Genomic DNA, 22,172 nt, shown 5'->3' with positions numbered 1-22,172 from the left:
CGAGCGCGTCGAAGCGCGCGCGGTCCGCCGCCTCCAGCGCATCGAGGTCCAGCACCGTGCCGTAGCCCAGCACGTCCGGGTCCTGGGCGTGCGCCTGCGCCCGCGGCGACAGGACGATGTTCGCCACGACCATGGCCCCTTCCTTCGCGGACGCGTTGTAGGGGATGGCCAGGAAGCTGGCATTGCCTATGGTCCCGCCGTCGAGGACGTAGGTGCGCACCGTTTCGGGCAGTTGGAAGTTGGCGATGGCGGTGCTGGCTTCGCCGGGCGAGAAGCTGAACGCGAGGTCGGCCTCGCCGTCGTTGATCAACTGCAGCATGCGGGGCCCCGTTTCCGGATAGGCGCGGCCCCCCCGCCACAGGAGCGGCGTCAGCTCGTCCAGGAACGCCCAGAGCGGTTCGGTCACGGCGGCGTAGTCGTCGCCCGCGGGGTCCTGCAGGATCGCCGGGTCGGGGACCAGCTCGATCAGCATCTGCTTGAGGAACGTGGTGCCCAGGAAGTCGGGCGGCTGCGGATGGGTGAACCGCCCCGGGTTTTCGCGGGCCCAGTCCAGGAGGGCCACGGCGCTGCGCGGCGGGTCGGACAGGCGGGCGGCGTCGTGGACCATGACCAGCTGGGCCATGGCCCAGGGGGATTCGTAGCCTTCGGTCGGTATGGTGAAGTCGGTCGTGACCCCCTTGCCGTCCACGTCCACGTAGCGCCAGTTCGGCAGGGATTCCGCCCAAGGACCGAACAGAAGCCCTTCGGCCTTCATGGACGCGAAGTTGGCGCCATTGATCCAGATCAGGTCGACGGAGCCGCCCGCGTCGCGGCCCGCCTGGCGTTCGGTCAGCACCGCGCCGACGGCGTCGGCGGTGTCGGCCAGCTTGACGTGCTGCAGGGTCACGCCGCGTTCGGCCGCCCGTTCGGCGATCCAGGCGATGAAGTCGTTCGTAGCCCCCGAGCCGCCCCAGGCGTGCCAATAGACGGTCTGCCCTTCGGCCGCCCGGGCGACGGCGTCCCAGTCGGACGGGTCGGGGTCCCCCTGCGCGGCGGCGGGCCCGCCGAGGGCGGTCAGGAGGGCGAGGGTCGTGAGCAGTCGCATGGGGCGGGTCCGGGTCGATGGCGTGCGGGCGGACACAGACCACACCCGCGCCGGCGGGGGAAGCGCCCCGCACGCAAGCGTGACGCGCCCGCGAGCGGGGACGTCATCGCCCGTCGGGCAGGATCGCGCCCGGGGCGGCCACCACGCGGCAGGCCAGGTCGTGGCCCGCCTGCATCGCGGCGTCGGGCCCTTCGCCGCGCACGATCGCGGCCAGGTACCCGGCGGCGAAGCTGTCGCCCGCGGCGGTGGTGTCCACGACGCGCACGGGCGCGCCCGTGGCGCGGTAGGGGCTGCCGCCCAGGTCGCGCGGTCCGTCCGCCCCCCGCTTCAGCGCGCCTCGGCGCACGCCCGCCCCGCGCAGGCGGGCCAGCACCGTCGCCTCGTCCGGATCGCCGTGGAGCGCCATCTCGTCGTCGAGGGACGGCAGGGCGATGTCGGCCACGGTCCAGGCCCGGTCGTTGGCGGCGCGCGCGGCGGCCGCGTCCTCCCACAAGCGGGGGCGGTGGTTGCTGTCGTAGGAGATCGTGGCCCCCCCGCGGCCCAGCCGGTCCAGCGCGTCCAGCAGGTCCGTTCGCACGGCGGGCGGCAGGATGGCCAGCGTGATGCCCGACAGGTGGATCAGGTCGAACCCGTCCAGCGCGCGGCCCACCCCGTCCGCGAACAGCGTCCGCGCCGCGCTGTCGGACCGCCAATAGCTGAACGTCCGCTCGCCTTTGGCGTCGATGTCGATGGCGTAGAGGCCGGGCATCCCGCCGTCGCGTCGCACGATCGCGTCCGTGCCGATCCCGTGGCCCCGGGCGGCGTCCAGGATGCGGTCGGAATAAGGGTCCGTCCCCAGCGCGGTGACGTAGTCGACGGAGACCCCCGTGCCCCGCAGCGCGCGGGCGAGATAGACCGCGGTGTTGAAGGTGTCGCCGGCCACGCCGAGCGACGGGGCGCCGCCCGCGGTGGACAGCTCGATCATCACCTCGCCGATGGCGGCGATGCGGCGAATGAGGCGCTTCGTCATGGCGGTCCCTGCGGGTTCGGTCGGCGCGATCCAACCGCGTCCGGCGCCGGAAGGCCAGACCCGGGCGGACGGACGGCGGACGGGGTCCCTGGGCATCGGGGGTCGGACGCGCTTATCCTTCGGGGCGGGAGGACGGACCGGATGCGGAACGGCGAAACGAGACCGGCCACGTGGTCGAGGGCGTGCGCGCCCTCGCACGACGGGGGCGAGGGGGACCGGAACCGATGCGGCTGACCTGGTTCGGGCAGGCGGCGTGCAAGCTGCAGGGGCGGGATGTCGGCGTCATCACGGACCCCTACACCCCCGACGTCCTGGGGTATCGGGCGATCGAGGAGACGGCGGACGTCGTCCTGACCTCGTCGGACGACGACGACGCGCATTGCCGCAGCGACCTGATCCCGGGCGACCCGATCACGTGCAACACGCTCGACATCGCGGGCGAGGGGCAGGGGGAGGCCGTCGTGGGCCCCCTGCGGGTCCGGGCCATCGCCGCGGAGGAGTGGGAGCACCATCCCCGCGGGACGGCGAACCAGAATGCGATGTACCGGTTCGAGATCGACGGGATCCGCATCGGCCACATGGGCGACGTGGGCAACGCGCTGAATGCTGCGCAGACCGATTTCCTGCGCGACCTGGACGTGCTGCTGGCGCTGGCGGGCGGCCCGCCGACCATCGCGCTGCCCGACCTGATGCGGGCGATCCACGTCACGGCGCCCCGGATCGTCGTGCCGATCCACTTCCGCACGCTGGCCTACCGGCCCGCGAACATCCTGTGGATCGGGGACTTCCTGCGCCACTTCAACGAGGGCGACGTCGACTTCGCCTTCGGCCCCCATGCCGACATCGACCCGCACGCCCTGCCCGACCGCACCCGCGTGCTGGTGCTGGACCACCTCCGCTAGGCCATGCGGCGTGGGGCGGGGCGGCCCGTTCCCCCCGGGCCGGACCGCTTCGATCTTGCCGGTCCGCCGCCCTGTGGTAGTTCCGGACGCGGCGGGGCGTCCGACGCGATCCGACCGGAGCGCGCCGCGCCGCGTCGACCCGAGCAACGAACGAGCGCCGTCCTTGACCGACCCCGTCACCGTCCCCGTCGATCCCTTCGCCGATGCCCGCGCGGCGGGCGACGCTCCCGCCCCGACCTTCGAGGGCGAGGCGATCCCCCTGCTGCTGGGCTGGCGGCAGGTGCGCAAGGCGGCGGCGGATCCGGGGACCTTCTCCTCCGACGCGCCCGGGCGCGTCCCCATCCCCGCGGAGGACGGCATCCGACCGTTCCGGCAATATCCCATCGAGGTCGATCCCCCCGAGCACGGGGCCTGGCGGGACATCGTCCAGCCCTATTTCCGCCGCCCCACGCAGGACGGCCCCCGGGCCCGGATCGAGGGGCTGGTGGACGACGCGCTCGACCGCGCCCTGGCCTCCGACGGCATCGACGCGGTGTCCGACCTGGCCCTTCCGCTGCAATCCGCCGCGCTCGCCGTCATGCTGGACGTGCCGCGATCGGTCGCGGACGAATGGCGGGGGTGGGGGCTGCACGCCCTGCGCACCGACAACGCCATCGACCCGGCCAAGGCGCGGCGGTTCCTGGACTTCATCGACCGAATGATCGCGCGGGGCAGGGCGGAGCCCGACTTTGGATACTTCTCCCACCTGGACCGGGCCCGGATCGACGGGCGCCCGCTGACCGACGACGAGCGGCGCGGCATCGTCCACCTGACGCTGGCGGGCGGGCGCGACACGGTGATCGCCGCGCTGTCGGGCGCGGTCGCGTGGCTGGCCGACGCGCCGGGGATGCTGGACCGCCTGCGGGCGGATCCCGCGCTGGTGGACAGGGCTGCGGAGGAATTGTTCCGCGTCCTGTCGCCCCTGCCCCTGATCGGCCGGGTCTGCCCGGCGGGGCACGCGGCGGCGGGGATCGCGCCGGGCGACCGGGCGGGCCTGGCCTGGGCGTCCGCGAACCGCGACGCCGCGATCTTCGAGGCGCCGGAGGCGATCCGCCCCGACCGGTCGCCCAACCCCCACGTCGCCTTCGGGGCGGGCGCGCATAGCTGCCTGGGCTCGCCCCTGGCGCGGTTGCTCCTGCGACGGTTGCTGTCCGGCCTCGCCCTGCGCGCGAGCGCCGTCGCGGTCACGGCGTCGAGCCCGGTCGAGACGCCCTTCGGCACCCCCTATCTGTTCGACGCGCTGCACGTGCGGCTGACCCCCCGCGGGCCGGCCGCCCCCGGCCGGTCCGCCTGACCGGGGAGGGCCGGCCCGCGGACGGTGCGCGACCGGCGCCCCCGGTCGCCCGGCGGACCCTAGCGCAGGTCCGCGGGCAGCAGCGCGTCCGGCATGTCCTGATAGCAGACCGGCCGCACGAAGCGGCGGATGGCGAGCGTGCCGACGGAGGTTGCGCCGAAGTTCGTGCTGGCTGGATAGGGGCCGCCATGGACCATCGCGTCCGCGACCTCGACCCCCGTGGGAAAACCATTGACGAGAATCCGGCCCGCCTTGCGTTCCAGGACCGGCACGAAGGGCGCCGCCGCGTCGTGGTCGGATTCCTCCAGGTGCAGGGTGGCGGTCAGTTGGCCCTGCAGCGCGCGGGCCACGTCCAGCATCCCGTCCACGCCGTCGGCGGCGACGACGATGCCCATGGGGCCGAACACCTCGTGCGACAGGCCCTCGTCCGCGAGCCACTGGGCGGCGGTGGTGCGGAAGATCGCGGGCGCGCCGTTGCGCCCCGCGCAATCGCCCCGCAGCGCCGGCGCCGTGCCGTCCGCCCCCGCCACCGCGTCCACCCCGCGACGATAGGCGTCCGCGATGCCCTGCGTCAGCATGGGCGTGCCGCCGGCCTCCCCCAGCGCGTCGGTCGCGGCCGCCACGAAGGCGTCGAGCGCGTCGCCCGCGGGCCCCACCACGACGCCCGGATTGGTGCAGAACTGCCCCACGCCCATCGTCAGCGATCCGGCCCAGCCCTCGCCCATCGCGTCGGCGCGGCGGTCCAGCGCGCCGGGCATCAGGAAGACGGGGTTGATCGAGCCCAGCTCGCCGTAGAAGGGGATCGGCTCGGGCCGGGCCGCGCACAGGTCGAACAAGGCGCGTCCGGCGCCCAGCGAGCCGGTGAAGCCCACGGCCCGGATCAGCGGATGGCGCACCAGCGCCTCGCCCAGGTCGTGCGTCGTGCCCTGGATCAGCGCGAAGGTGCCGGGCGGCATGCCCGTGGCCTCGATCGCGGCATGGATCGCGTCGGCCACGATCTCGCCCGTCGCGGGGTGGGCCGGGTGGCCCTTGACCACGACGGGGCATCCGGCCGCCAGGGCCGAGGCCGTGTCCCCGCCCGCGGTCGAGAAGGCGAGCGGGAAGTTCGACGCGCCGAACACCGCCACGGGTCCCAGGGGCCGCTGCACCATCTTCAGGTCGGGGCGCGGCAGGGGCGCGCGGTCGGGCATCGCGGCATCGTGCCGGCGGTCGAGGTAGTCGCCCTTGCGGATGTGGTCCGCGAACAGCCGCAACTGGCCGCAGGTGCGCCCGCGCTCGCCCTGCAAGCGGGCCTCCGGCAGGCCGGTCTCCGCCACGCCCAGGCGGGTGACGTCGTCGCCGCGGGCGTCGATCTCGTCGGCGATGCGTTCCAGGAAGGCGGCGCGGTCCTCGCGCGACGCGTGGCCATAGGTGGCGAACGCCGCCTCCGCGGCCCGGGCGGCGCGGTCCACCTCGTCCGGGCCCCCTTCCGCGACCGGGAACCCGTCGCCGGTGACGGGCTGGGACGCGAAGGTGGCGTTCCCCCCGACCCATGCGCCGTCGATCAGATGCTTGCCGTGCGGTTCGTAGGCCATGGACGATCCTTCATGTTCCCCAGCGAAGCGCCAACACGTCGGCGTCGCGGGCCAGTTGCAGCAGGCGGTCGCGGGTGCGCGGCGCCATCGGCGTCAGCGGGTGGCGGACGTGGTCCGACCCGATGACGCCGCCTTCCTTCATCACGACCTTGGTGGCGCGCAACCCGCATTGCCGGTTTTCGTGGTTGATGAGCGGCAGGCAGGCCGTCCAGCGCTCCAGCGCCGATGCCGCGTCGCCCGCCAGATGGTCCGTCACGATGGGCCGGATCCGTTCGGGCTGCAGCGCGGACGTCATGGTCCCCGTGCACCCGGCATCGAGGTCGGCCAGCAGCGTCGCGGCCTCCTCGCCGTCGAAGGGGCCCAGGACGTGTTCGCCCCCCGCCTCGATCAGGGCGGCCAGCTTGTCCGCGGCGAAGGGCATCTCCAGCTTGAAGTAGCCCACATGCTCGATCTCGGCGGCCATGCGGGCCAGCAGGGGCACGGGCAGGGCCACGCCGGACAGGGGCGCGTCCTGCACCATGATGGGGATGCCGCCCGCGTCGGACGCCGCCCGGAAGTGCTCGAACACGCCGTCGGGCGACGGGGCCAGGCCCACCCCGTGATAGGGCGGCATCATCATCAGCATGGACGCGCCCATCGCCGCCGCCTCCCGCGCGCGGTCGCACACGATCCGGGTCGAGAAGTGGCTGACCGTGACGATCACGGGGACGCGGCCGGCCGCATGCTCCAGCGCCAGGCGGGTCAGGTCGGCGCGTTCGCCGTCCGACAGGACGAACTGCTCGGAATAGTTGGCCAGCACGCAGATCGCGTCGACGCCCTGATCGATCATGCAATCGATCACCCGGCGCATGCCGTCCTCGTCCACGCGCCCGTCGTCGTGGAACGGCGTCGGCGCCACGGGCAGGATGCCGGAAAGGGGGGTCTTCATCGGGTCAGTCCTCGAACGGTGCCACGGCTACGCGGCGGCCCAGCGTCATCGCGTCGGCCACGAGGGTCATGGGGCGCAGGTCCATGTCGACGGCCTTCGCCGCCACCAGATCCGCCAGCCGTGCGTAGAGTCGCGGATACTCGCCCGCCAGCGCGTCCGCCTCGCCCGCCGCCGCCGTCCCGTCCACCGCCATCCGCGCGCCGCCGTCGTCGAGCGTCAGGGTGCCGTCGTCGGTCTCGGCCTCGATGCGCCAGGTCTGGTCCCCTTCGTGGCGCCAGTCGAAGACGGCCGTGACGGCGGCCGTGGGGTGGTGGAACGCGACGTCGGCGGCGATGGGCGTTTGGCGCCCCTCGGGCACCTCCAGCACCGCCGACGTGACGTGGATCGGGTCGGCCACGATCTCGGTCACGATGGACAGGGCGTTGATGCCCGGGTCGAACACGCCCATGCCGCCCGGCTCCCAGATCCAGGCCTGACCGGGATGCCAGCGGCGGACGTCCTCCTTCCAGGTGACGTGCAGGCGGCGCAGCGTCCGGTGCGCCAGCCACGCCTTCGCGGCGGGCACCATGTCGGCGTGCCGGCTGTGCCACGTGGCATGGAGCGTCAGGTCCCGCTCGCGGGCCGTGGCCTCCAACGCATGACATTCGGCCAGCGTCGCACCCGGCGGCTTTTCGAGCATCACGTGGCGTCCCGCCCGGAGCGCGCGCATCGCGTGGGCGAAGCGCGGCACCGGCGGCAGGCACAGCGACACGACGGGGATGTCCGGCCGCGCGTCGAGCATCGCCTCGATGTCGGTGAACGCCTCGACCCCCGGCACGCTGCCGTTCCGGCTGATCGTAGCGGCCAGATCCCAGTCGGGGCTGGCGGCGATGGCGGGCACGTGCTGGTCGACGGCGATCTTGCCGATGCCCATCAGGGCGATTGGGGTCATGGACCTCAGACCTTCTTCTTGTTGTAGACGTCGAAGATCACGGCGGCGAGCAGGACCAGCCCCTTGATCATCTGCTGATAGTCGATGCCGATTCCCATGATCGACATGCCGTTGTTCAGGACCCCCATCAGGAACGCGCCCACGACCGCGCCCACGATCTTGCCCACGCCGCCCGACATCGACGCGCCGCCGATGAACACGGCCGCGATCACGTCCAGCTCCAGCGCGAAGCCGGCCTTGGGCGTAGCGGTGTTCAGGCGCGCGGCGAAGACGAGGCCCGCGACCGCGGCCAGCACGCCCATGTTGACGAAGGCCAGGAAGGTCAGGCGCTCGGTCTTGATGCCCGACAGCTTGGCCGCCTTCTCGTTGCCGCCCAGCGCATAGACGCGGCGGCCCAGCGTCGTGCTCTCGGTCACGAAGGCGTAGATGACGGTCAGCACGCCCATCGTGATCAGGACGTTGGGCATGCCGCGGAAGGTCGCCAGCGAATACAGGATGAAGACCAGCACGGCGGCGATCAGGCCCACGCGGATCAGGAAGAAGGCCCGCGGCTCGTCCTCGATCCCGTAGGCGCGGTTCTGCGCCCGCTTGCGCAGGCCCGACCACACCACGTAACCCGCCGCCAGGAGCCCCACGACGAAGGCCAGGACGTTGAAGTTGCGCACCCCCAGCATGTCGGCCAGCGCGGCCCCGCCGGGAAGGACGTCGGGCACGAAGCCCGTGGCGATGACCTGGAACTCGCGCGGGAAGGGGCCGACGGACTGCCCCTCGAGCAGCCACAGCGACAGGCCGCGGAAGACCAGCATGCCCGCCAGCGTGACGATGAAGGACGGGATCCGCCAATACGCGATCCAATAGCCCTGCGCCGCGCCGATCAGGCCGCCCGTGGCGATGCAGACCAGGGCCGCCAGCCAGATCGACAGCTCCATGTTGACGATCATCACGGCGGCCAGCGCGCCGATGAAGCCCATGACGGACCCCACCGACAGGTCGATGTGCCCCGCCACGATGACGATCAGCATCCCCAGCGCCATGATGATGATGTAGCTGTTCTGCAGCAAAAGGTTGGTCACGTTGATGGGCCGCAGCAGCGTGCCGCCGGTGACGACCTGGAAGAAGCCCATCACTGCGAACAGCGCGATCAGCAGGCCGTATTCCCGCAGGTTCGACGCCAGATAGGCGCCGACGCCCGCCGCGGGGCGCGCCGCGGTCGCGGCGGTGTCGTCGATGGCGGACATCCCGGTCCCCTTCCTATTCCCTGACGATGAGCGACATGATCCGCTCCTGGCTGGCCTGGTGGCTGGGCATCTCGCCGACGAAGGCGCCCTCGTTCATCACGTAGATGCGGTCGGACATGCCCAGCAGTTCGGGCATCTCGGACGAGATCACGACCACGCCCTTCCCCTGCGCCGCCAGCTCGTTGATGAGGCCGTAGATCTCGTACTTGGCGCCGACGTCGATGCCGCGCGTCGGCTCGTCCAGGATCAGCACCTCCGGGCCCGCGAACAGCCACTTGGACAGGACGACCTTCTGCTGGTTGCCGCCCGACAGGTTCACGACCTGCTGGAAGACCCCCGGCGTGCGGATCCCCAGGTCGGCGCGGTAGCCTTCGGCCACCTCCGCCTCGCGCCGCTCGTCCAGCACGGCGCCGCGGGACACGGCCGGCAGGTTCGCCAGGGTGATGTTGCGGGTGACCGAATCCTCCAGGATCAGGCCCAGGCTCTTGCGGTCCTCCGGCACGTAGGCGAGGCCCGCCGCGATGGCGCGGCTGACGGTGCTGGTATCGACCGCCCGTCCGTGCATCTCCACCGTGCCGGTGATGCCCTGCCCCCAGGACCGCCCGAAGATCGACATGGCCAGCTCGGTCCGGCCCGCGCCCATCAGCCCGGCGATGCCCACCACCTCGCCCGCGCGGACGTCGAAGGACACGCGCCGGATCACCTGGCGGTCGGCGTGCTCCGGGTGGTGGACGCACCAGTCGCGCACCGACATCAGCGTTTGGCCGATCCGGGGCGTGCGCGGGGGATAGCGGTTCTCGATGGACCGGCCGACCATGTCGCGCACGATCGCGTCCTCCGTGATGCCGCCGCCCGCGTCGATCGTGCTGACCGACTGCCCGTCGCGGATGACGGTGACGGTGTCGGCCACGCGACGCACCTCGTTGAGCTTGTGGGAGATGATGATCTGCGTGACGCCCTGGGCCTTCAGCTCCAGCATCAGGTCCAGCAGCGCCTGGCTGTCGCCTTCGGACAGGGCCGAGGTCGGCTCGTCCAGGATCAACAGGCGGACGTCCTTGGCCAGCGCCTTCGCGATCTCGACCAGTTGCTGCTTGCCGACGCCCAGCTTCTCGACCCGGGTCGTGGCCGGATCGCGCAGGCCCACCTTGCGCAGCAGGTCCTGCGCCCGCCGGTTCGTTTCGCGCCAGTCGATCACGCCCGCGCGGGCGTTCTCGTTGCCCAGGAACAGGTTCTCGGCGATCGACAGCAGCGGCACGAGCGCCAGCTCCTGGTGGATGATGATGATGCCGCTGCGTTCGCTGTCGGCGATGTCGCGGAACTGCGCCAGGGCCCCGTCGTAGTGGATCTCGCCCTCGTAGCTGCCCGCCGGATACACGCCCGACAGCACCTTCATCAGCGTGGACTTGCCCGCGCCGTTCTCGCCGCAGATGGCGTGGATCTCGCCGCGCCGCACGGCGAGGGTGACGTCGTCCAGCGCGCGCACGCCGGGAAACGTCTTGGTGATGGCGCGCATCTCCAGCAGCGTGTCCTGCATGGGCACCCGGTATCCTGCCGTTGGGGGACGGGCCCGCGACGGCGCGCGGGCCCGAAGGGTCAGCCGATCACTCGATCTGGTCGGCGGTGTAGTAGCCGGTGTCGACCAGACGCTCGCGCCAATCGGCGGCGGTGACCTTCAGCGGCTCCAGCAGATAGGACGGCACGACCTTCATCCCGTTGTCGTAGGTTTCGGTGTCGTTGATCTCCGGCTCGCCGCCCTTCAGCAGCGCGTCGACCATGCCGACGGTCACGCGGGCCAGCTCGCGCGTGTCCTTGAAGATGGTGGAATACTGCTCGCCCGCCAGGATCGACTTGACCGACGGCACCTCGGCGTCCTGGCCGGTGACGATGGGCATGGGCGTGTCGCCCGACCCATAGCCCACGCCCTTCAGCGACGACAGGATGCCGATGGACAGCCCGTCATAGGGCGACAGCACGCCGTGGACCTCCGCGTCCGTGTAGTTGGCCGAAAGCAGGTTATCCATCCGCGCCTGCGCCACCGCGCCGTCCCAGCGCAGGGTGCCCACGGTGTCCATGCCTTCCTGGCCGGACAGGACGTTCACCCGCCCCTCGTCGATCAGCGGCTGCAGGACGGACATCGCCCCGTCGTAGAAGAAGTAGGCGTTGTTGTCGTCGGGCGAGCCGCCGAACAGCTCGACGTTCCAGGGCTCCACGTCGGGGAAGCGTTCCTCCAGCCCCGCGACCAGGGTCTCCGCCTGCTGGACGCCGACCTTGAAGTTGTCGAACGTCGCGTAATAGCTGACATGCTCGCTGTCGCGGATCAGGCGGTCGTAGGCGATGACCTCGATGCCGGCGAAATGCGCGTTCTCCAGGGCGTTGGACAGGGTCGTGCCGTCGATGGCGGCGATCACCAGGGCGTCCACGCCGTTGGTGATCATGTTCTCGATCTGCGCCAGCTGGTTGGGGATGTCGTCCTCGGCGTATTGCAGGATCGTGTCGTAGCCCGCGGCCTCGAACTGCTCGACCATCGACTCGCCGTCCGAGATCCAGCGGGCCGAGGACTTCGTGGGCATCGCGATCCCCACCAGCCCTTCGGCCAGGGCGCCGGTGGCCATCGTGGCGGCCAGCGCGGCGCCGATCAGTGTCGTCTTCAACGTCATGTCGTATCCTCCCATGCGGCGCGCGTCGGCGCCTCCCGGAAAACGTTAGCCACCGCGCGGAGGTCGCGCCAGCCCGATTTCCGGGGCCCCGGGCACCGCGCGCGCCGGCCCTACTTCACGCCCGTCTCGACGGAGGCGGACACGAAGAACCGCTGCGCCAGGGCGAACAGGATCAGGACCGGCAGGACGCTGACCGCCAGGGCGGCCTGCTGCAGGGACTTCTGGTCGAGGTCGTTGAACGTGTTCTCCAGCAGGAAGATGCCCACGGGCAGGGTCTGCAGCTCGGGCGCGGTGCGGGTGATCGTCATCGTCCAGATGAACTCGTTCCAATGATACACGAAGGCGAAGACAGCCAGCGTGGCCAGGGCCGGCTTGACCAGGGGCAGGGCGATGCGCCGGAAGATCAGCCATTCGGACGCCCCGTCCAGGCGCGCGGCCTCCAGCAGCTCCTCCGGGATCGTGGTGAAGAACTGCCGCATCAGGAACACGCCGTACCACGTCACCGCGAAGGGCAGGACCAGGGCGGCATAGGTGCCCAGCAGGCCGCTGCCGCCCTGGCCCATCAGGTCGTTGCCGCCCGCCAGGGGCGCATAGCGCAGAAGGAAGAAGATTGGGATGATGAGCAGGAAGAAGGGGAACATCTGCGCCCCCACCACCAGGCGGAACACGTTCGCGCGCCCCGGGAACTCGTAACGCGCCAGCGCCCAGCCCGCCATGGCCGACGTCACCAGCTGCACCAGCGTGATCGTCGTCGTCACGAGCACGGAGTTGAGGATCCACCGCCCCATCGGCAGCTCGTCGAAGACCCGGCCATAGACGCCCCATTGCGGATCGGCCGGGAAGTAGCGCGGCGGCGTGGCGAAGACGTCCGCCGGGCCCCGCAGCGCGCCCACGAACATGTCCGCGAAGGGCAGCACCATCAGGAGCGCGCCCAGGGTCAGCAGCACGTACTTCACCGCCGCGCCCACCTTCGGGCCGGTCCGGCGCCGGGGGCCAGGCGCGCCGGTGGCGGCGCGCGCGTCGGCCGCGACCGACAGGCCCAGGTCGGGCGCGGCGGTCACGCCTTGCGCTCCCGCAGCAGGCGGAACTGCAGGACCGTCAGCACCGCGATGATCGCGAACAGGATCAGCGCGCCCGCCGACGCCCGGCCCATGCGCAGGTCCTGGAACGCCATCTCGTACAGATACAGCGCCGTCACCTCGGTCGCGCCGCGCGGCCCGCCCCCCGTCATCGCCAGGATCAGCGCGAAGAACCCCATGCCGGAGATGAAGGACGTCACCGTGACGAAGACCACCGCGGGCCGGATGATCGGCACCGTGATGCGGCTGAACTGGATCCAGGCGGACGCGCCGTCCAGCTCCGCCGCCTCGTACAGGTCCTTGGACACGTTCTCGATGGCGGCGGAGAAGACCACCATGTTCTTGCCCACGTCGTACCAGACCATGACCATCACGATGCTGACCATCGCCATGGTGGGGTCGGTCAGCCAGTCGAAGCCCCGGAACCCCAGCAGGCCCAGCAGGCGGTTCGCCAGCCCGTACCGGTCGTCGAGCACGAACTGCCAGATATAGGCGATGGCCACGAAGGACGTGATCTGCGGCAGGTAGTAGATCGCCCGCCACGCCGCCTTGCCCCGCGCGCGGCTGAACACGAAGGCCAGCCCCAGGGCCAGCGGCACGCCGATGACGACCAGCGCGCCCGCGAAGACGAAGGTGTTCGACAGCGTGGCCCAGAACGTGTCGTCGCGCGTCAGCAGGTACTCGAACTGGCGCGTGCCCACCCAGCGCGGCTCCCCCAGGGGGTTCCAGCGGGTGAACGCCAGGTACACGCTGAACCCCAGGGGCAGGACGAGGAACAGCCCCGTGAACGCGAAGAGGGGTGCGAGGAACCAATAGGGCGCGTTGCCGCCCGGCCGCCCGAGCGCGCGCCCCGCCATCAGCGGCGGCCCCGCGCGGGGCGGCGGGGATCCGCGCCGCGACGGCCCCGCAGGCCGCCGCGCGCGTTCAGGGGCGTGCGTCGCATCAGTAGAACTCGAACAGGACGTCCTCCACCGCGCGGTCCAGGTCGCCCATCGCGGCCTCCGCGTCGGCATCGCCCGCGATCACGGAATCGATGGCGTCGGCCATCATCCCCTCGATCTCGGCGGCCTGCATGACGTTGGGCTGGCTGACCGTGCGCCCGTCGGCCAGAGCGTCCAGGAACGGCTGGGTGAAGGCGTCCGCCTCGCCCATCGCGGCGTTGTCCGACGCGTTCGCCGTCAGCGCGCCGATGGACGACAGCATCCGTCCCATGCAGGACACGCCGCTGTCGTCGGCGCTGTCGGCCGAGTTGAGCCAGCGCACGGCCTCCCACGCGGCGTCCCCGTTCGGGCTGTCGCTGTCCACGCCCATGAAGAAGGCGTATTGCAGCGTCTTCCAGTCGTCGCCGGCCGGGATGGGCGACACGACCACGTCGTCCAGGCTGCCCAGCCCATCCTCGATGGCGGACTTGTACCAGTTGGCCATGACCATCATGCCCGCGCCGCCCGCCGGGAACGCGTCGTAGGCGTCGACCGACTTCTCGGTGATCCCGTCGTCCACCAGCGTCGCCAGGTCGCGTGCGGCGGCGACGGCCTCGGGGCTGTCGAGGTTCGCTTCCGCGAAGCCGTCGGCATAGACGTCCATCCCCCGGGACGCGAGCAGGGCGTAGAACGGATGCACCACCCCGGCGCCGGAGCTAGACTCGGCGAAGGCGAAGCCCGCCGTCTCGACCCGGCCCTGGTCGTTGCGCGTGGTGATGGCCTCCGCGATCTCGCGCAGCTCGTCCCAGGTGGCGGGCGGCGCGTCGTATCCCGCGTCGCGCAGCAGCGCCATGTTCGACACCAGCATGTAGACGGACACCTCCGTCGGCACGCCGTAGAGCGTGCCGTCGATGGTCGCGGCGTCCGCGGTGGTGCCGTATTCGGCGCGGATGAAGTCGGCCAGCGCGGCGGGCGGCTCGGCCAGCACGCCGTTGTCGGCCATCTGCGCGCCCCAGATCGAGTACAGGTGATAGATGTCGGGCTGCGTCCCCCCGATGCGGCCCGTCAGGACGGTCTGCAGGTACTCGCCATAGCTGACCTGCTGGTACTCCACCGCCTGCCCCGTTTCCGCCTCGTAGTCGGCGAGGCATTCCAGCAGCGGCGCGGCCTGGTCCTGGTTGTAGTGCATCGCCATCGTCAGGGGCGCGGCGTGGCCGTCGGCGAGGGCCGCGACGGGAAGGACGAGGGCCAGGGCGGTGGTGGCGAGACGGGACATGGGCAACGTTCCTGCGGTGTCGATTTGGTTAATCCTAGGCAAGACGTCCCTTCGCTGTCCATGCCGTCCGGGCGGCGCGGTCGCCTTTGCCGCATCTCCGCCGGTCGTGACGCGGGGGCATCTGGACTTCCGGCGCGGGGGCGGTTCACTGGGGCCATGACCCGGATCGAGGACGTCCACGCCCGGTTGTTCCACGTGCCGCTGGACCGCGTGCTGGTCGACGCCAGGCACGGGGACCACACCTATTTCGAACTGGTCACCTGCACGATCCGCCTGTCCGACGGGTCGGAGGGGACCGGCTATACCTATACCGGGGGCAAGGGGGGGCACGCGATCCTGGCCGCCCTGCGCCACGACCTGTCGCCGTTCCTGCTGGGCCGCGACGGTGCGGACGTCGAGGGGCTGTTCGACGCGATGCTGTGGCACGTCCATTACGTCGGTCGGGGCGGGATCATGTCGTTCGCCATCTCGGCGGTCGACATCGCGCTGTGGGACGCGCGCGGGCAGCGCCGCGGGCGGTCGCTGCGGGCCATGGCGGGGGGTGCTGCAGCCGATTGCCGCGCGTATTGCGGCGGCATCGACCTGGGCTTCGACCGGGACGAGCTCTTGGACAGCGTCCGCGGCTACGTCGCGGCGGGGGCGGGCGGCGTGAAGATCAAGGTGGGGCGCCCGGACCTGTCCGACGACGCCGCGCGGGTGGCGGCGGTGCGCGACCTGATCGGGCCGGACCTGCCCTTCATGGTGGACGCGAACTATGCGTTCGACGTCCCGCGCGCCATCGAGGCCGCCCGCGCCTTCGCCCCCGCCCGCCCCACGTGGTTCGAGGAGCCGATCATCCCCGACGACTACGACGGGTACGCCGCGGTGGCGCTGGCGACGGGTATGCCGCTGGCGATGGGCGAGAACCTGCACGTCCTGGAGGAATTCGACCACGCCTTCGCCCGTGCCACGCTGTCCTTCGTTCAGCCGGACGGGTCGAATTGCGGCGGGATCACCGGGTTCCTGCGGGTCGCGGAACGCGCCCGCCGCCACGGGGTGACCCTGTGCAGCCACGGGATGCAGGAACTCCACGTCAGCCTGATCGCGGGCCTGCCCGGGGACGGGTGGATCGAGGTGCACTCGTTCCCCATCGACCGCTACACGACGCGGCCCCTGGCGATGGCGGACGGACGGGCCCGGGCGCCCGACGCGCCGGGAACGGGCGTGACGTTCGACTGGGACCGGCTGGCGGAGGCGGACCTGCTGCGCGGCGCCATGGCCCCGGCCCGTTCGACGGCCTGAGGGCGCCCGTGCTTCGCGGACCGCTCGCGGGTCGCCTTCGGCACCGATGCCCCCGCCGTCACCGAACCGCGCGATTCGTCCGACGCGGCGCAGACGCCCGGCAGACGCGGAGCAGACCGGCGCCTCACGCCCCGTTCCGCCCGTCCGTCGCACCCCGAAAGGGCGCGGACCGCCACGCGGACCCCTGCATGCGTTGGAAGAACGCCGCCGCTTGCGCCGCCTCCCGCTCGAACCCACACTCCACCCGTCGGCACCCACCCCATCGACCGGAACGGGACGACGTTACGCCGCAGCGCAGCGAACGGTTTACGGATCGTTCACCGTTCGTCGGCCTGACCCGTCGCCTCCAGCCGCTCGCGGGTCAGGGGGTCGCGCGCCAGTCGCTCCTCCTCCAACGCGTCCATGATGGCCAGCGCCGGTCCTTCGCGGCCCCAGGATCGCAGCAGCGCGCGCCGCCACGCCTTGCGGGCGGAGGCCGGGGACCATTGCAGGCGGGCATTGGCGAGCCAGCGGCGCAGGGCGGGGGGCAGGCGGTCGAACTCCGCCATGTTGTCGCGGCTCGCCGGTGACAGCGGCAGCCCGGTGCGCTGGTTTCCCCGTCCCATCCCCCGAAGATGGCGCGGGGGGCGGTCATTGACCAGTGGGGCGGAACCGGCCCCGCGCTGCGGCGTTCCGTTCCAGCACTTCCACCGCACACGGAGAGAACGACATGGCGGGCATCGGCTGGATCGGCAGCATCATCCTAGGCGCCCTGGCAGGCTGGATCGCCGAGAAGATCATGAAGGCCGACATGGGCCTCCTGATGAACATCGTCCTGGGCATCGTCGGCGCCCTGGTCGCCAATTTCATCCTGTCCCTGGTCCTGGGCAGCACGCTGGGCGAGGGCAGCTGGCTGATCCAGCTGATCGTCGCCGTCGTCGGCGCCTGCGCGCTGATCGGCATCGTCCGGGCCATCCGGCGATAGATTGACAAGGTCCGGGCGGGGACCCATCCCCGCCCCATGACCGAGACGAAGACCCCCAAGCCGAAGCGCGTCCACCATGCCTTCACCTTGCTGGTGGAGGTCGGCCGCAAGACCGGCGACGGCCTCCCCGACGACGCCACGGGGGCCGCGCTGATGTGCTATGCCGGGGGCGTCGACGAGGACGAGGCCGTGCGCGAAACGGTCAACGTCCTCAAGCAGGCGGACATGAACGTGCTGGAGGTGTCGGGCTACGGCACCCTCGAGGAACGGCTCGCCGAAGGCCACGACATCGCGGACGACGAACGCGCGCTGATGCGGCGGGCGCTGGACGACAACGCCGTGATCGTGGCGCAGACCACGGTGTTCCGTGATTGATCCCGTCGACCTGACCGTCCGTCTGGTCCGCTGTCCGTCCGTGACCCCGGCGGAGGGCGGCGCGCTGGTGCTGCTGCGGGACGTGCTGGAGGGTGCGGGCTTCGCCTGCACCCGCGTGGACCGCGGCGGCGTGTCCAACCTGTTCGCCCGCTGGGGCGCCAAGGGCCATCCCCGCAGCTTCGGCTTCAACGGCCATACCGACGTCGTGCCCGTGGGCGACCGGGACGCCTGGACCCACGACCCGTTCGGCGCGGCGGTGGAGGACGGGTGGCTGTACGGCCGGGGCGCAACCGACATGAAGTCGGGCGTCGCCGCCTTCGTGGCGGCGGCCTGCGACCTGGTGCGCGACGCCCCGCCCGACGGCGCGGTCCTTCTGGCCATCACCGGCGACGAGGAGGGGGATGCCCGGGACGGCACCACGGCGTTGCTCGACTGGATGGCGGCCCAGGGCGAGGCGATGGACGTCTGCCTGGTGGGCGAGCCGACCTGCCCCGAGCACATGGGCGAGATGATGAAGATCGGACGGCGCGGGTCGCTGACGGCCTGGTTCACGGTCCACGGCGTGCAGGGCCATTCGGCCTATCCCGACCGTGCGCTGAACCCCGTCCACGCCTGCGTCGCGCTGGCGTCGCGCCTGCTGGCGGAACCGCTGGACGAGGGGTCGGACCACTTCGACGCGTCCACGGTGCAGGTCGTGTCGATCGAGACGGGCAACGCCGCCACGAACGTCGTGCCCGCCATCTGCCGCGCCACGGTCAACGTCCGGTTCAACGACCTCCATTCCGGCGCGTCGGTCACGGACTGGCTGCGGGGCCATGCCGATGCGGTCCAGGACGCGACCGGCGCGCGCGTGACGATGGACGTGAAGGTGTCCGGCGAATCATTCTTGACGCCGCCGGGCGCTCTGTCCGACATCGTGGCGCAGGCCGTGGCGGTGGAAACGAACCGCACCCCCGTCCTGTCCACGTCGGGGGGGACGTCGGACGCGCGGTTCGTGAAGGACCACTGCCCGGTGGTGGAATTCGGCTTGGTGGGCCACCGGATGCACGCCGTGGACGAACGCGTCCGGGTCGACCAGGTCGAGACGCTGAAGCGGGTGTATGGCCGGGTGCTGCGGGATTACTTCGCATCGGCGTAGTCGATGCGCCCCGGGCCTGACCCGGGGTCCCGATGATCTTGGTGATGCCCAACCTGTCGAGGCCCCGGCTCGAGGACGGGGTGCAGGGTTGGCCCGCCTTAGCGGACCAGCCCCACGATGTCGTATGTCCGTTCCAGGATCGGCGTGGCGATGCCGCGCGCGCGGTCCGCGCCGCGGGCGAGGACGCGGTCGATCTCCGCCGGGTCGGCGGTCAGGCGGCGCATCTCGGCGCTGATGGGCGACAGCTTCGCCACCGCCAGGTCCGCCAGCGCCACCTTGAAGTGCCCGAACATCTCCCCGCCATGGTCGCGCAGCACCGATTCCGCGTCCACGTCCGACAGGGCGGCATAGATGTTCACGAGGTTGCGTGCCTCCGCCCGCCCCTCCAGGCCCGCCACCTCGGACGGCAGGGGGTCCGGGTCGGTCTTGGCCTTGCGGAACTTCCTGGCGATCGTGTCGGCGTCGTCTGTCATGTTGATCCGCGTGGCGTCGACGGTGTCGGACTTGGACATCTTCCGCGACCCGTCGCGCAGGTTCATCACGCGGGCCGCCACGGACTCGATCACGGGCTCCGCGAGGGGGAAGAAGTCGACGCCGTAATCGTGGTTGAACTTGGCGGCGATGTCGCGCGTCAGTTCGACGTGCTGCTTCTGGTCCTCGCCGATGGGGACGTGCGTGGCGTGGTACAGCAGGATGTCGGCGGCCATCAGCGCAGGGTACGCGAACAGGCCCAGGGATTCGGCCTCGGCGTTCCTGCCCGCCTTGTCCTTCCACTGCGTCATGCGGTTCATCCAGCCCATCCGGGCCACGCAGTTGAAGATCCATCCCAGTTGCGCGTGTTCCGGCACGCGGGACTGGTTGAACAGAACCGACCGTTCGGGGTCGATGCCGCTGGCGATGAAGAAGGCGCAGATCTCGCGCGTGGCGCGGGTCAGATCCGCGGGGTCCTGCCAGACGGTGATCGCGTGCAGGTCCACCATGCAATAGATGCATTCGTGGGTGCCGCGATCCTGCCAGTCCACGAACCGCTTCACCGCGCCGAGGTAGTTGCCCAGGGTCAGCCCCCCCGACGGCTTGATCCCGGAGAAGACGCGGGGCGTGAAGTCGGCCATGGTGTCCCCCTTCGCGTGCAGGCTGGTGCGGATGCGGGGCTTCCCGTATGCGCGCACGGCATCCGCGTCAATTCCGGGGGACCCCCGTCCGATGTACGACCCTCGTAACGAATCCCCCTTCAACGCCCTGCCGCCCGCCGTGGTCGCCCTGGCGTTCGTCATCGCGGCGGTGGAGGTGCTGTTCCAGTTCGGCGCGGCCGGGCTGGCGGGGGCCGAGGGGGGGGCGTGGCGCGGTGCGGCGGTGCGGGACTGGTCCGTGTTCCCGCCGGTGCTGGAATGGATGGTGGCCAACCGGTCGGTGCCCTGGGACTTCGCGGCGCGGTTCGTCACCTATCCGTTCATCCATTTCGGCCTGATCCATGCGGGTTTCGTGGCGGTGTTCGTCCTGGCGCTGGGCAACGCCGTCGCGCCGGTCTTCCCGGGATGGCGGCCGGTCGCGTTCTTCGTGCTGCCCGCCGTGGCCGGGGGGCTGGTCTACGCAGCGGCCTTTCCCGGGGCGGGTCCCCTGATCGGCGGCTATCCGGGGGCGTACGGCCTGATCGGGGCCTTCACGCTGCTGACGCGGCGCGGACTGACGCGCGTGCCGCCGGACCGCGCGTTCCTGCTGATCGGCCTGTTGCTGGCGATCCAGCCGATCTTCGGGCTGGCCGCGGGAGCGGGGTTCGCGTGGTTCCCCGACTTCGTGGCCGAGGTGGTGGGCGCTGCGGCGGGCTATGGGCTGGCGGCGGCGATGTTCCCCGGGGCGGCGCGGCGGTTCCGCGACCGGATGCGGCGGCGCTAGGGTCCGGCGCGGCGCAGGGCGCCCCGCAGGTCGGACGGGCGCGCGGCCCCGGTGGCGGCGGCCAGCACGGCATAGGCGGCGATCCCCACGCCGATCAGCGCCGCCAGCGCGGGGACGGCCGTGGCGCCGTCCAGAGCGGGACCCAGGAGCACGGACGCGACCCACAGGACGACGCCCAGGCCGATGCAGGCCAGCACGGTCCGCCAGGCCCGGCTGCGGGCCCGGTCGTCCAGCCGGCCCACGGGGCCCATGCGGCGCACCCCCATCCACAGCAGCAGGACCATCGCCCAGGCCGCCAGCGTCGTTCCCAGCGCGGCGGCGGCGAAGCCGATCACGGGCGCCAGCCCGATGGCGACGGCGGCGTTCACCCCCATCGAGACCAGGGCATAGCGCAGAGGCGTGCGGGTGTCCTCGCGCGCGAAGAACAGCGGCTGCAGGACCTTCTGCAGGACGAAGGCCGGCAGGCCCAGGGCATAGACGATCAGCGCCACGGCGGTCGACGCGCTGTCGTCTGGACCGAAGGTGCCGCGCTCGAACAGGGTGGTCACGATCGGCAGGGGGATGACCGCAAGCGCCACCGCGGCGGGCAGCGTCAGGAGGAGCGAGAACTCCGCCGCTCGGGAATAGGCCGCGCGCTGGCCTTCCGCGTCCGCCGCGCGCACGCGACGGGACAGGTCGGGCAGCAGCACGATGCCGATGGCGATGCCCACCACGCCCAGCGGCAGCTGGTACAGCCGGTCGGCATAGTTCAGCCAGGCCACCGCGCCGTCGAAGTAGCTGGCGACCTGCCGGCCCACCAGGAGGTTCACCTGCACGACGCCGCCCGCCAGCGCCGCGGGCGCCGCGATCACGGTCAGACGCCGCAATTCGGGCGTCAGGCGCGGGCGGCGCCGGGGCCACAGCCGGTGGCCCGCGCGGTGGGCGGCGATCCACACCAGGCCCAGTTGCGCTAGGCCGCCCAGGGGCACGGAGGCGATCAGCAGCCAGCCCACGGCGCGGGTGTGGGTCGGGGCCTGGAGCCACGCCATCACGTCGCCGGGCGCCAGGGCCGCGACGGTCATCGCCGCGATGAACACGACGTTCAGCAGGGCGGGCGCCGCGGCGGCGGCCAGGAACCGGCCGTTCGCGTTCAAGACGCCCGACACCAGGGCGGCGAGGCTGATGAGCGCGATGTAGGGGAACGCCACGCGGCCATACTCCACCGTCAGGGCGAAGCGCTCGTCCTCCGCGAAGCCCGACGCCATGGCGAAGACCAGGGCGGGCATGAGGATCACGCCCAGCACGGACACGGCGGTCAGGATCAGCACCATCCCCGCCACGGCGTCCCGGGCGAAGGCGTCGGCGTCCGCCATGCCCTCGCCTTCCAGCTTCTTGGCGTAGAGCGGGACGAACGCCATGTTGAACGCTCCTTCCGCGAAGAAGCGTCGGAACATGTTAGGCAGGCTGAAGGCGATGAAGAACGCCTCCGCCGCCGCCGACGTGCCCAGGAACCGTGCGATCAGGATGTCGCGCGCGAAGCCGATCACGCGCGACAGCAGGGTCCAGCCGCCGACGGTCAGGAAGCCGCGGATCAGGCGGGGCGCCACCGGG

General features: G+C 71.6%; 21 protein-coding genes. 7 read left to right on the top strand and 14 right to left on the bottom strand.

Going from position 1 to position 22,172, the window contains the following annotated elements; genetic code table 11:
• Together P0084_RS15290 and P0084_RS15285 are read right to left on the bottom strand one after the other, a co-directional pair.
• On the bottom strand, positions 1-1,084 hold a 1,084-nt coding region (locus P0084_RS15290), incomplete at its 3' end, for an ABC transporter substrate-binding protein (protein ID WP_308917740.1).
• Positions 1,085-1,187: 103 nt separating this feature from the next.
• Positions 1,188-2,093 carry a sugar kinase gene (locus P0084_RS15285; protein WP_308917739.1) on the bottom strand — a complete coding sequence of 302 codons (906 nt, stop codon included), beginning with the start codon at positions 2,091-2,093 and terminating at the stop codon, positions 1,188-1,190.
• 224 nt (positions 2,094-2,317) lie between these two features.
• Between P0084_RS15285 and P0084_RS15280 the strand changes: the two genes are divergently transcribed.
• Together P0084_RS15280 and P0084_RS15275 are read left to right on the top strand one after the other, a co-directional pair.
• The gene (locus P0084_RS15280) at positions 2,318-2,995 is read left to right on the top strand and encodes an MBL fold metallo-hydrolase (protein WP_308917738.1); all 678 of its coding nucleotides are present in this window, start codon (positions 2,318-2,320) and stop codon (positions 2,993-2,995) included.
• A gap of 163 nt (positions 2,996-3,158) precedes the next feature.
• The gene (locus P0084_RS15275) at positions 3,159-4,328 is read left to right on the top strand and encodes a cytochrome P450 (RefSeq protein WP_308917737.1); all 1,170 of its coding nucleotides are present in this window, start codon (positions 3,159-3,161) and stop codon (positions 4,326-4,328) included.
• A 59-nt stretch (positions 4,329-4,387) separates the two neighbouring features.
• Here the strand turns inward: P0084_RS15275 and P0084_RS15270 are convergent, their stop codons facing one another.
• The 9 genes from P0084_RS15270 to P0084_RS15230 all read right to left on the bottom strand — a co-directional run bounded on the left by P0084_RS15270 (position 4,388) and on the right by P0084_RS15230 (position 14,931).
• Complete coding sequence (locus P0084_RS15270) at positions 4,388-5,902, bottom strand: aldehyde dehydrogenase (NADP(+)) (RefSeq protein ID WP_308917736.1); 1,515 nt, start codon at positions 5,900-5,902, stop codon at positions 4,388-4,390.
• Between the two features lie 10 nt (positions 5,903-5,912).
• Positions 5,913-6,830: a dihydrodipicolinate synthase family protein gene (locus P0084_RS15265; RefSeq protein ID WP_308917735.1), complete on the bottom strand. Its 918-nt coding sequence runs from the start codon at positions 6,828-6,830 to the stop codon at positions 5,913-5,915.
• Positions 6,831-6,834: 4 nt separating this feature from the next.
• Positions 6,835-7,761, bottom strand: coding sequence for a Gfo/Idh/MocA family protein (locus P0084_RS15260; RefSeq protein ID WP_308917734.1), 927 nt, complete (start codon positions 7,759-7,761; stop codon positions 6,835-6,837).
• A 5-nt stretch (positions 7,762-7,766) separates the two neighbouring features.
• Positions 7,767-8,999, bottom strand: coding sequence for a multiple monosaccharide ABC transporter permease (gene mmsB / locus P0084_RS15255; protein ID WP_308917733.1), 1,233 nt, complete (start codon positions 8,997-8,999; stop codon positions 7,767-7,769).
• 13 nt (positions 9,000-9,012) lie between these two features.
• Positions 9,013-10,533, bottom strand: a complete 1,521-nt coding sequence (gene mmsA / locus P0084_RS15250) for a multiple monosaccharide ABC transporter ATP-binding protein (RefSeq protein ID WP_308917732.1) — start codon at positions 10,531-10,533, stop codon at positions 9,013-9,015.
• A 67-nt stretch (positions 10,534-10,600) separates the two neighbouring features.
• The gene (gene chvE / locus P0084_RS15245; protein ID WP_308917731.1) at positions 10,601-11,656 is read right to left on the bottom strand and encodes a multiple monosaccharide ABC transporter substrate-binding protein; all 1,056 of its coding nucleotides are present in this window, start codon (positions 11,654-11,656) and stop codon (positions 10,601-10,603) included.
• Positions 11,657-11,766: 110 nt separating this feature from the next.
• Positions 11,767-12,717: a carbohydrate ABC transporter permease gene (locus P0084_RS15240; protein ID WP_308917730.1), complete on the bottom strand. Its 951-nt coding sequence runs from the start codon at positions 12,715-12,717 to the stop codon at positions 11,767-11,769.
• Entirely contained in the window at positions 12,714-13,592 is an 879-nt protein-coding gene (locus tag P0084_RS15235; RefSeq protein WP_308917729.1) for a carbohydrate ABC transporter permease, read from the bottom strand. The genes P0084_RS15240 and P0084_RS15235 overlap by 4 nt, the downstream gene beginning before the upstream one ends.
• 85 nt (positions 13,593-13,677) lie before the next feature.
• Positions 13,678-14,931 carry an extracellular solute-binding protein gene (locus P0084_RS15230; RefSeq protein WP_308917728.1) on the bottom strand — a complete coding sequence of 418 codons (1,254 nt, stop codon included), beginning with the start codon at positions 14,929-14,931 and terminating at the stop codon, positions 13,678-13,680.
• Positions 14,932-15,087: 156 nt separating this feature from the next.
• Between P0084_RS15230 and P0084_RS15225 the strand changes: the two genes are divergently transcribed.
• A complete protein-coding gene (locus tag P0084_RS15225) occupies positions 15,088-16,212 on the top strand; it encodes a mandelate racemase/muconate lactonizing enzyme family protein (RefSeq protein ID WP_308917727.1) in 1,125 nt (374 codons plus the stop codon).
• Positions 16,213-16,529: 317 nt separating this feature from the next.
• On the opposite strand, the gene P0084_RS15220 is transcribed toward P0084_RS15225, so the two are convergent.
• Positions 16,530-16,817 (bottom strand): DUF6525 family protein, encoded by a 288-nt coding sequence (locus P0084_RS15220; protein ID WP_308917726.1) that lies wholly within the window; start codon positions 16,815-16,817, stop codon positions 16,530-16,532.
• Between the two features lie 104 nt (positions 16,818-16,921).
• Between P0084_RS15220 and P0084_RS15215 the strand changes: the two genes are divergently transcribed.
• Genes P0084_RS15215 through dapE form a run of 3 tightly spaced genes read left to right on the top strand, consistent with a single transcriptional unit; the run spans position 16,922 to position 18,689 of the window.
• Positions 16,922-17,176 carry a GlsB/YeaQ/YmgE family stress response membrane protein gene (locus tag P0084_RS15215; RefSeq protein WP_308917725.1) on the top strand — a complete coding sequence of 85 codons (255 nt, stop codon included), beginning with the start codon at positions 16,922-16,924 and terminating at the stop codon, positions 17,174-17,176.
• A 36-nt stretch (positions 17,177-17,212) separates the two neighbouring features.
• Complete coding sequence (locus tag P0084_RS15210; RefSeq protein ID WP_308917724.1) at positions 17,213-17,551, top strand: hypothetical protein; 339 nt, start codon at positions 17,213-17,215, stop codon at positions 17,549-17,551.
• Positions 17,544-18,689: a succinyl-diaminopimelate desuccinylase gene (dapE, locus tag P0084_RS15205; RefSeq protein ID WP_308917723.1), complete on the top strand. Its 1,146-nt coding sequence runs from the start codon at positions 17,544-17,546 to the stop codon at positions 18,687-18,689. Before P0084_RS15210 ends, dapE begins: the two co-directional genes overlap by 8 nt.
• A 98-nt stretch (positions 18,690-18,787) precedes the next feature.
• On the opposite strand, the gene trpS is transcribed toward dapE, so the two are convergent.
• Positions 18,788-19,801 (bottom strand): tryptophan--tRNA ligase, encoded by a 1,014-nt coding sequence (trpS, locus tag P0084_RS15200; protein WP_308917722.1) that lies wholly within the window; start codon positions 19,799-19,801, stop codon positions 18,788-18,790.
• Between the two features lie 91 nt (positions 19,802-19,892).
• Here trpS and P0084_RS15195 point away from each other — a divergent pair, with 91 nt between their 5' ends.
• Positions 19,893-20,582, top strand: a complete 690-nt coding sequence (locus P0084_RS15195; protein ID WP_308917721.1) for a rhomboid family intramembrane serine protease — start codon at positions 19,893-19,895, stop codon at positions 20,580-20,582.
• Here the strand turns inward: P0084_RS15195 and murJ are convergent.
• The gene (gene murJ / locus P0084_RS15190) at positions 20,579-22,168 is read right to left on the bottom strand and encodes a murein biosynthesis integral membrane protein MurJ (RefSeq protein WP_308917720.1); all 1,590 of its coding nucleotides are present in this window, start codon (positions 22,166-22,168) and stop codon (positions 20,579-20,581) included. The two genes, P0084_RS15195 and murJ, sit on opposite strands and share 4 nt — an antisense overlap.
• Positions 22,169-22,172: the final 4 nt, after the last annotated feature.

The organism is Jannaschia maritima, from assembly GCF_030973515.1.
GTDB lineage: Bacteria > Pseudomonadota > Alphaproteobacteria > Rhodobacterales > Rhodobacteraceae > Jannaschia > Jannaschia maritima.
Note: the sequence above shows the minus strand (reverse complement) of the source record. Positions and strands in the feature narration are given on the sequence as shown.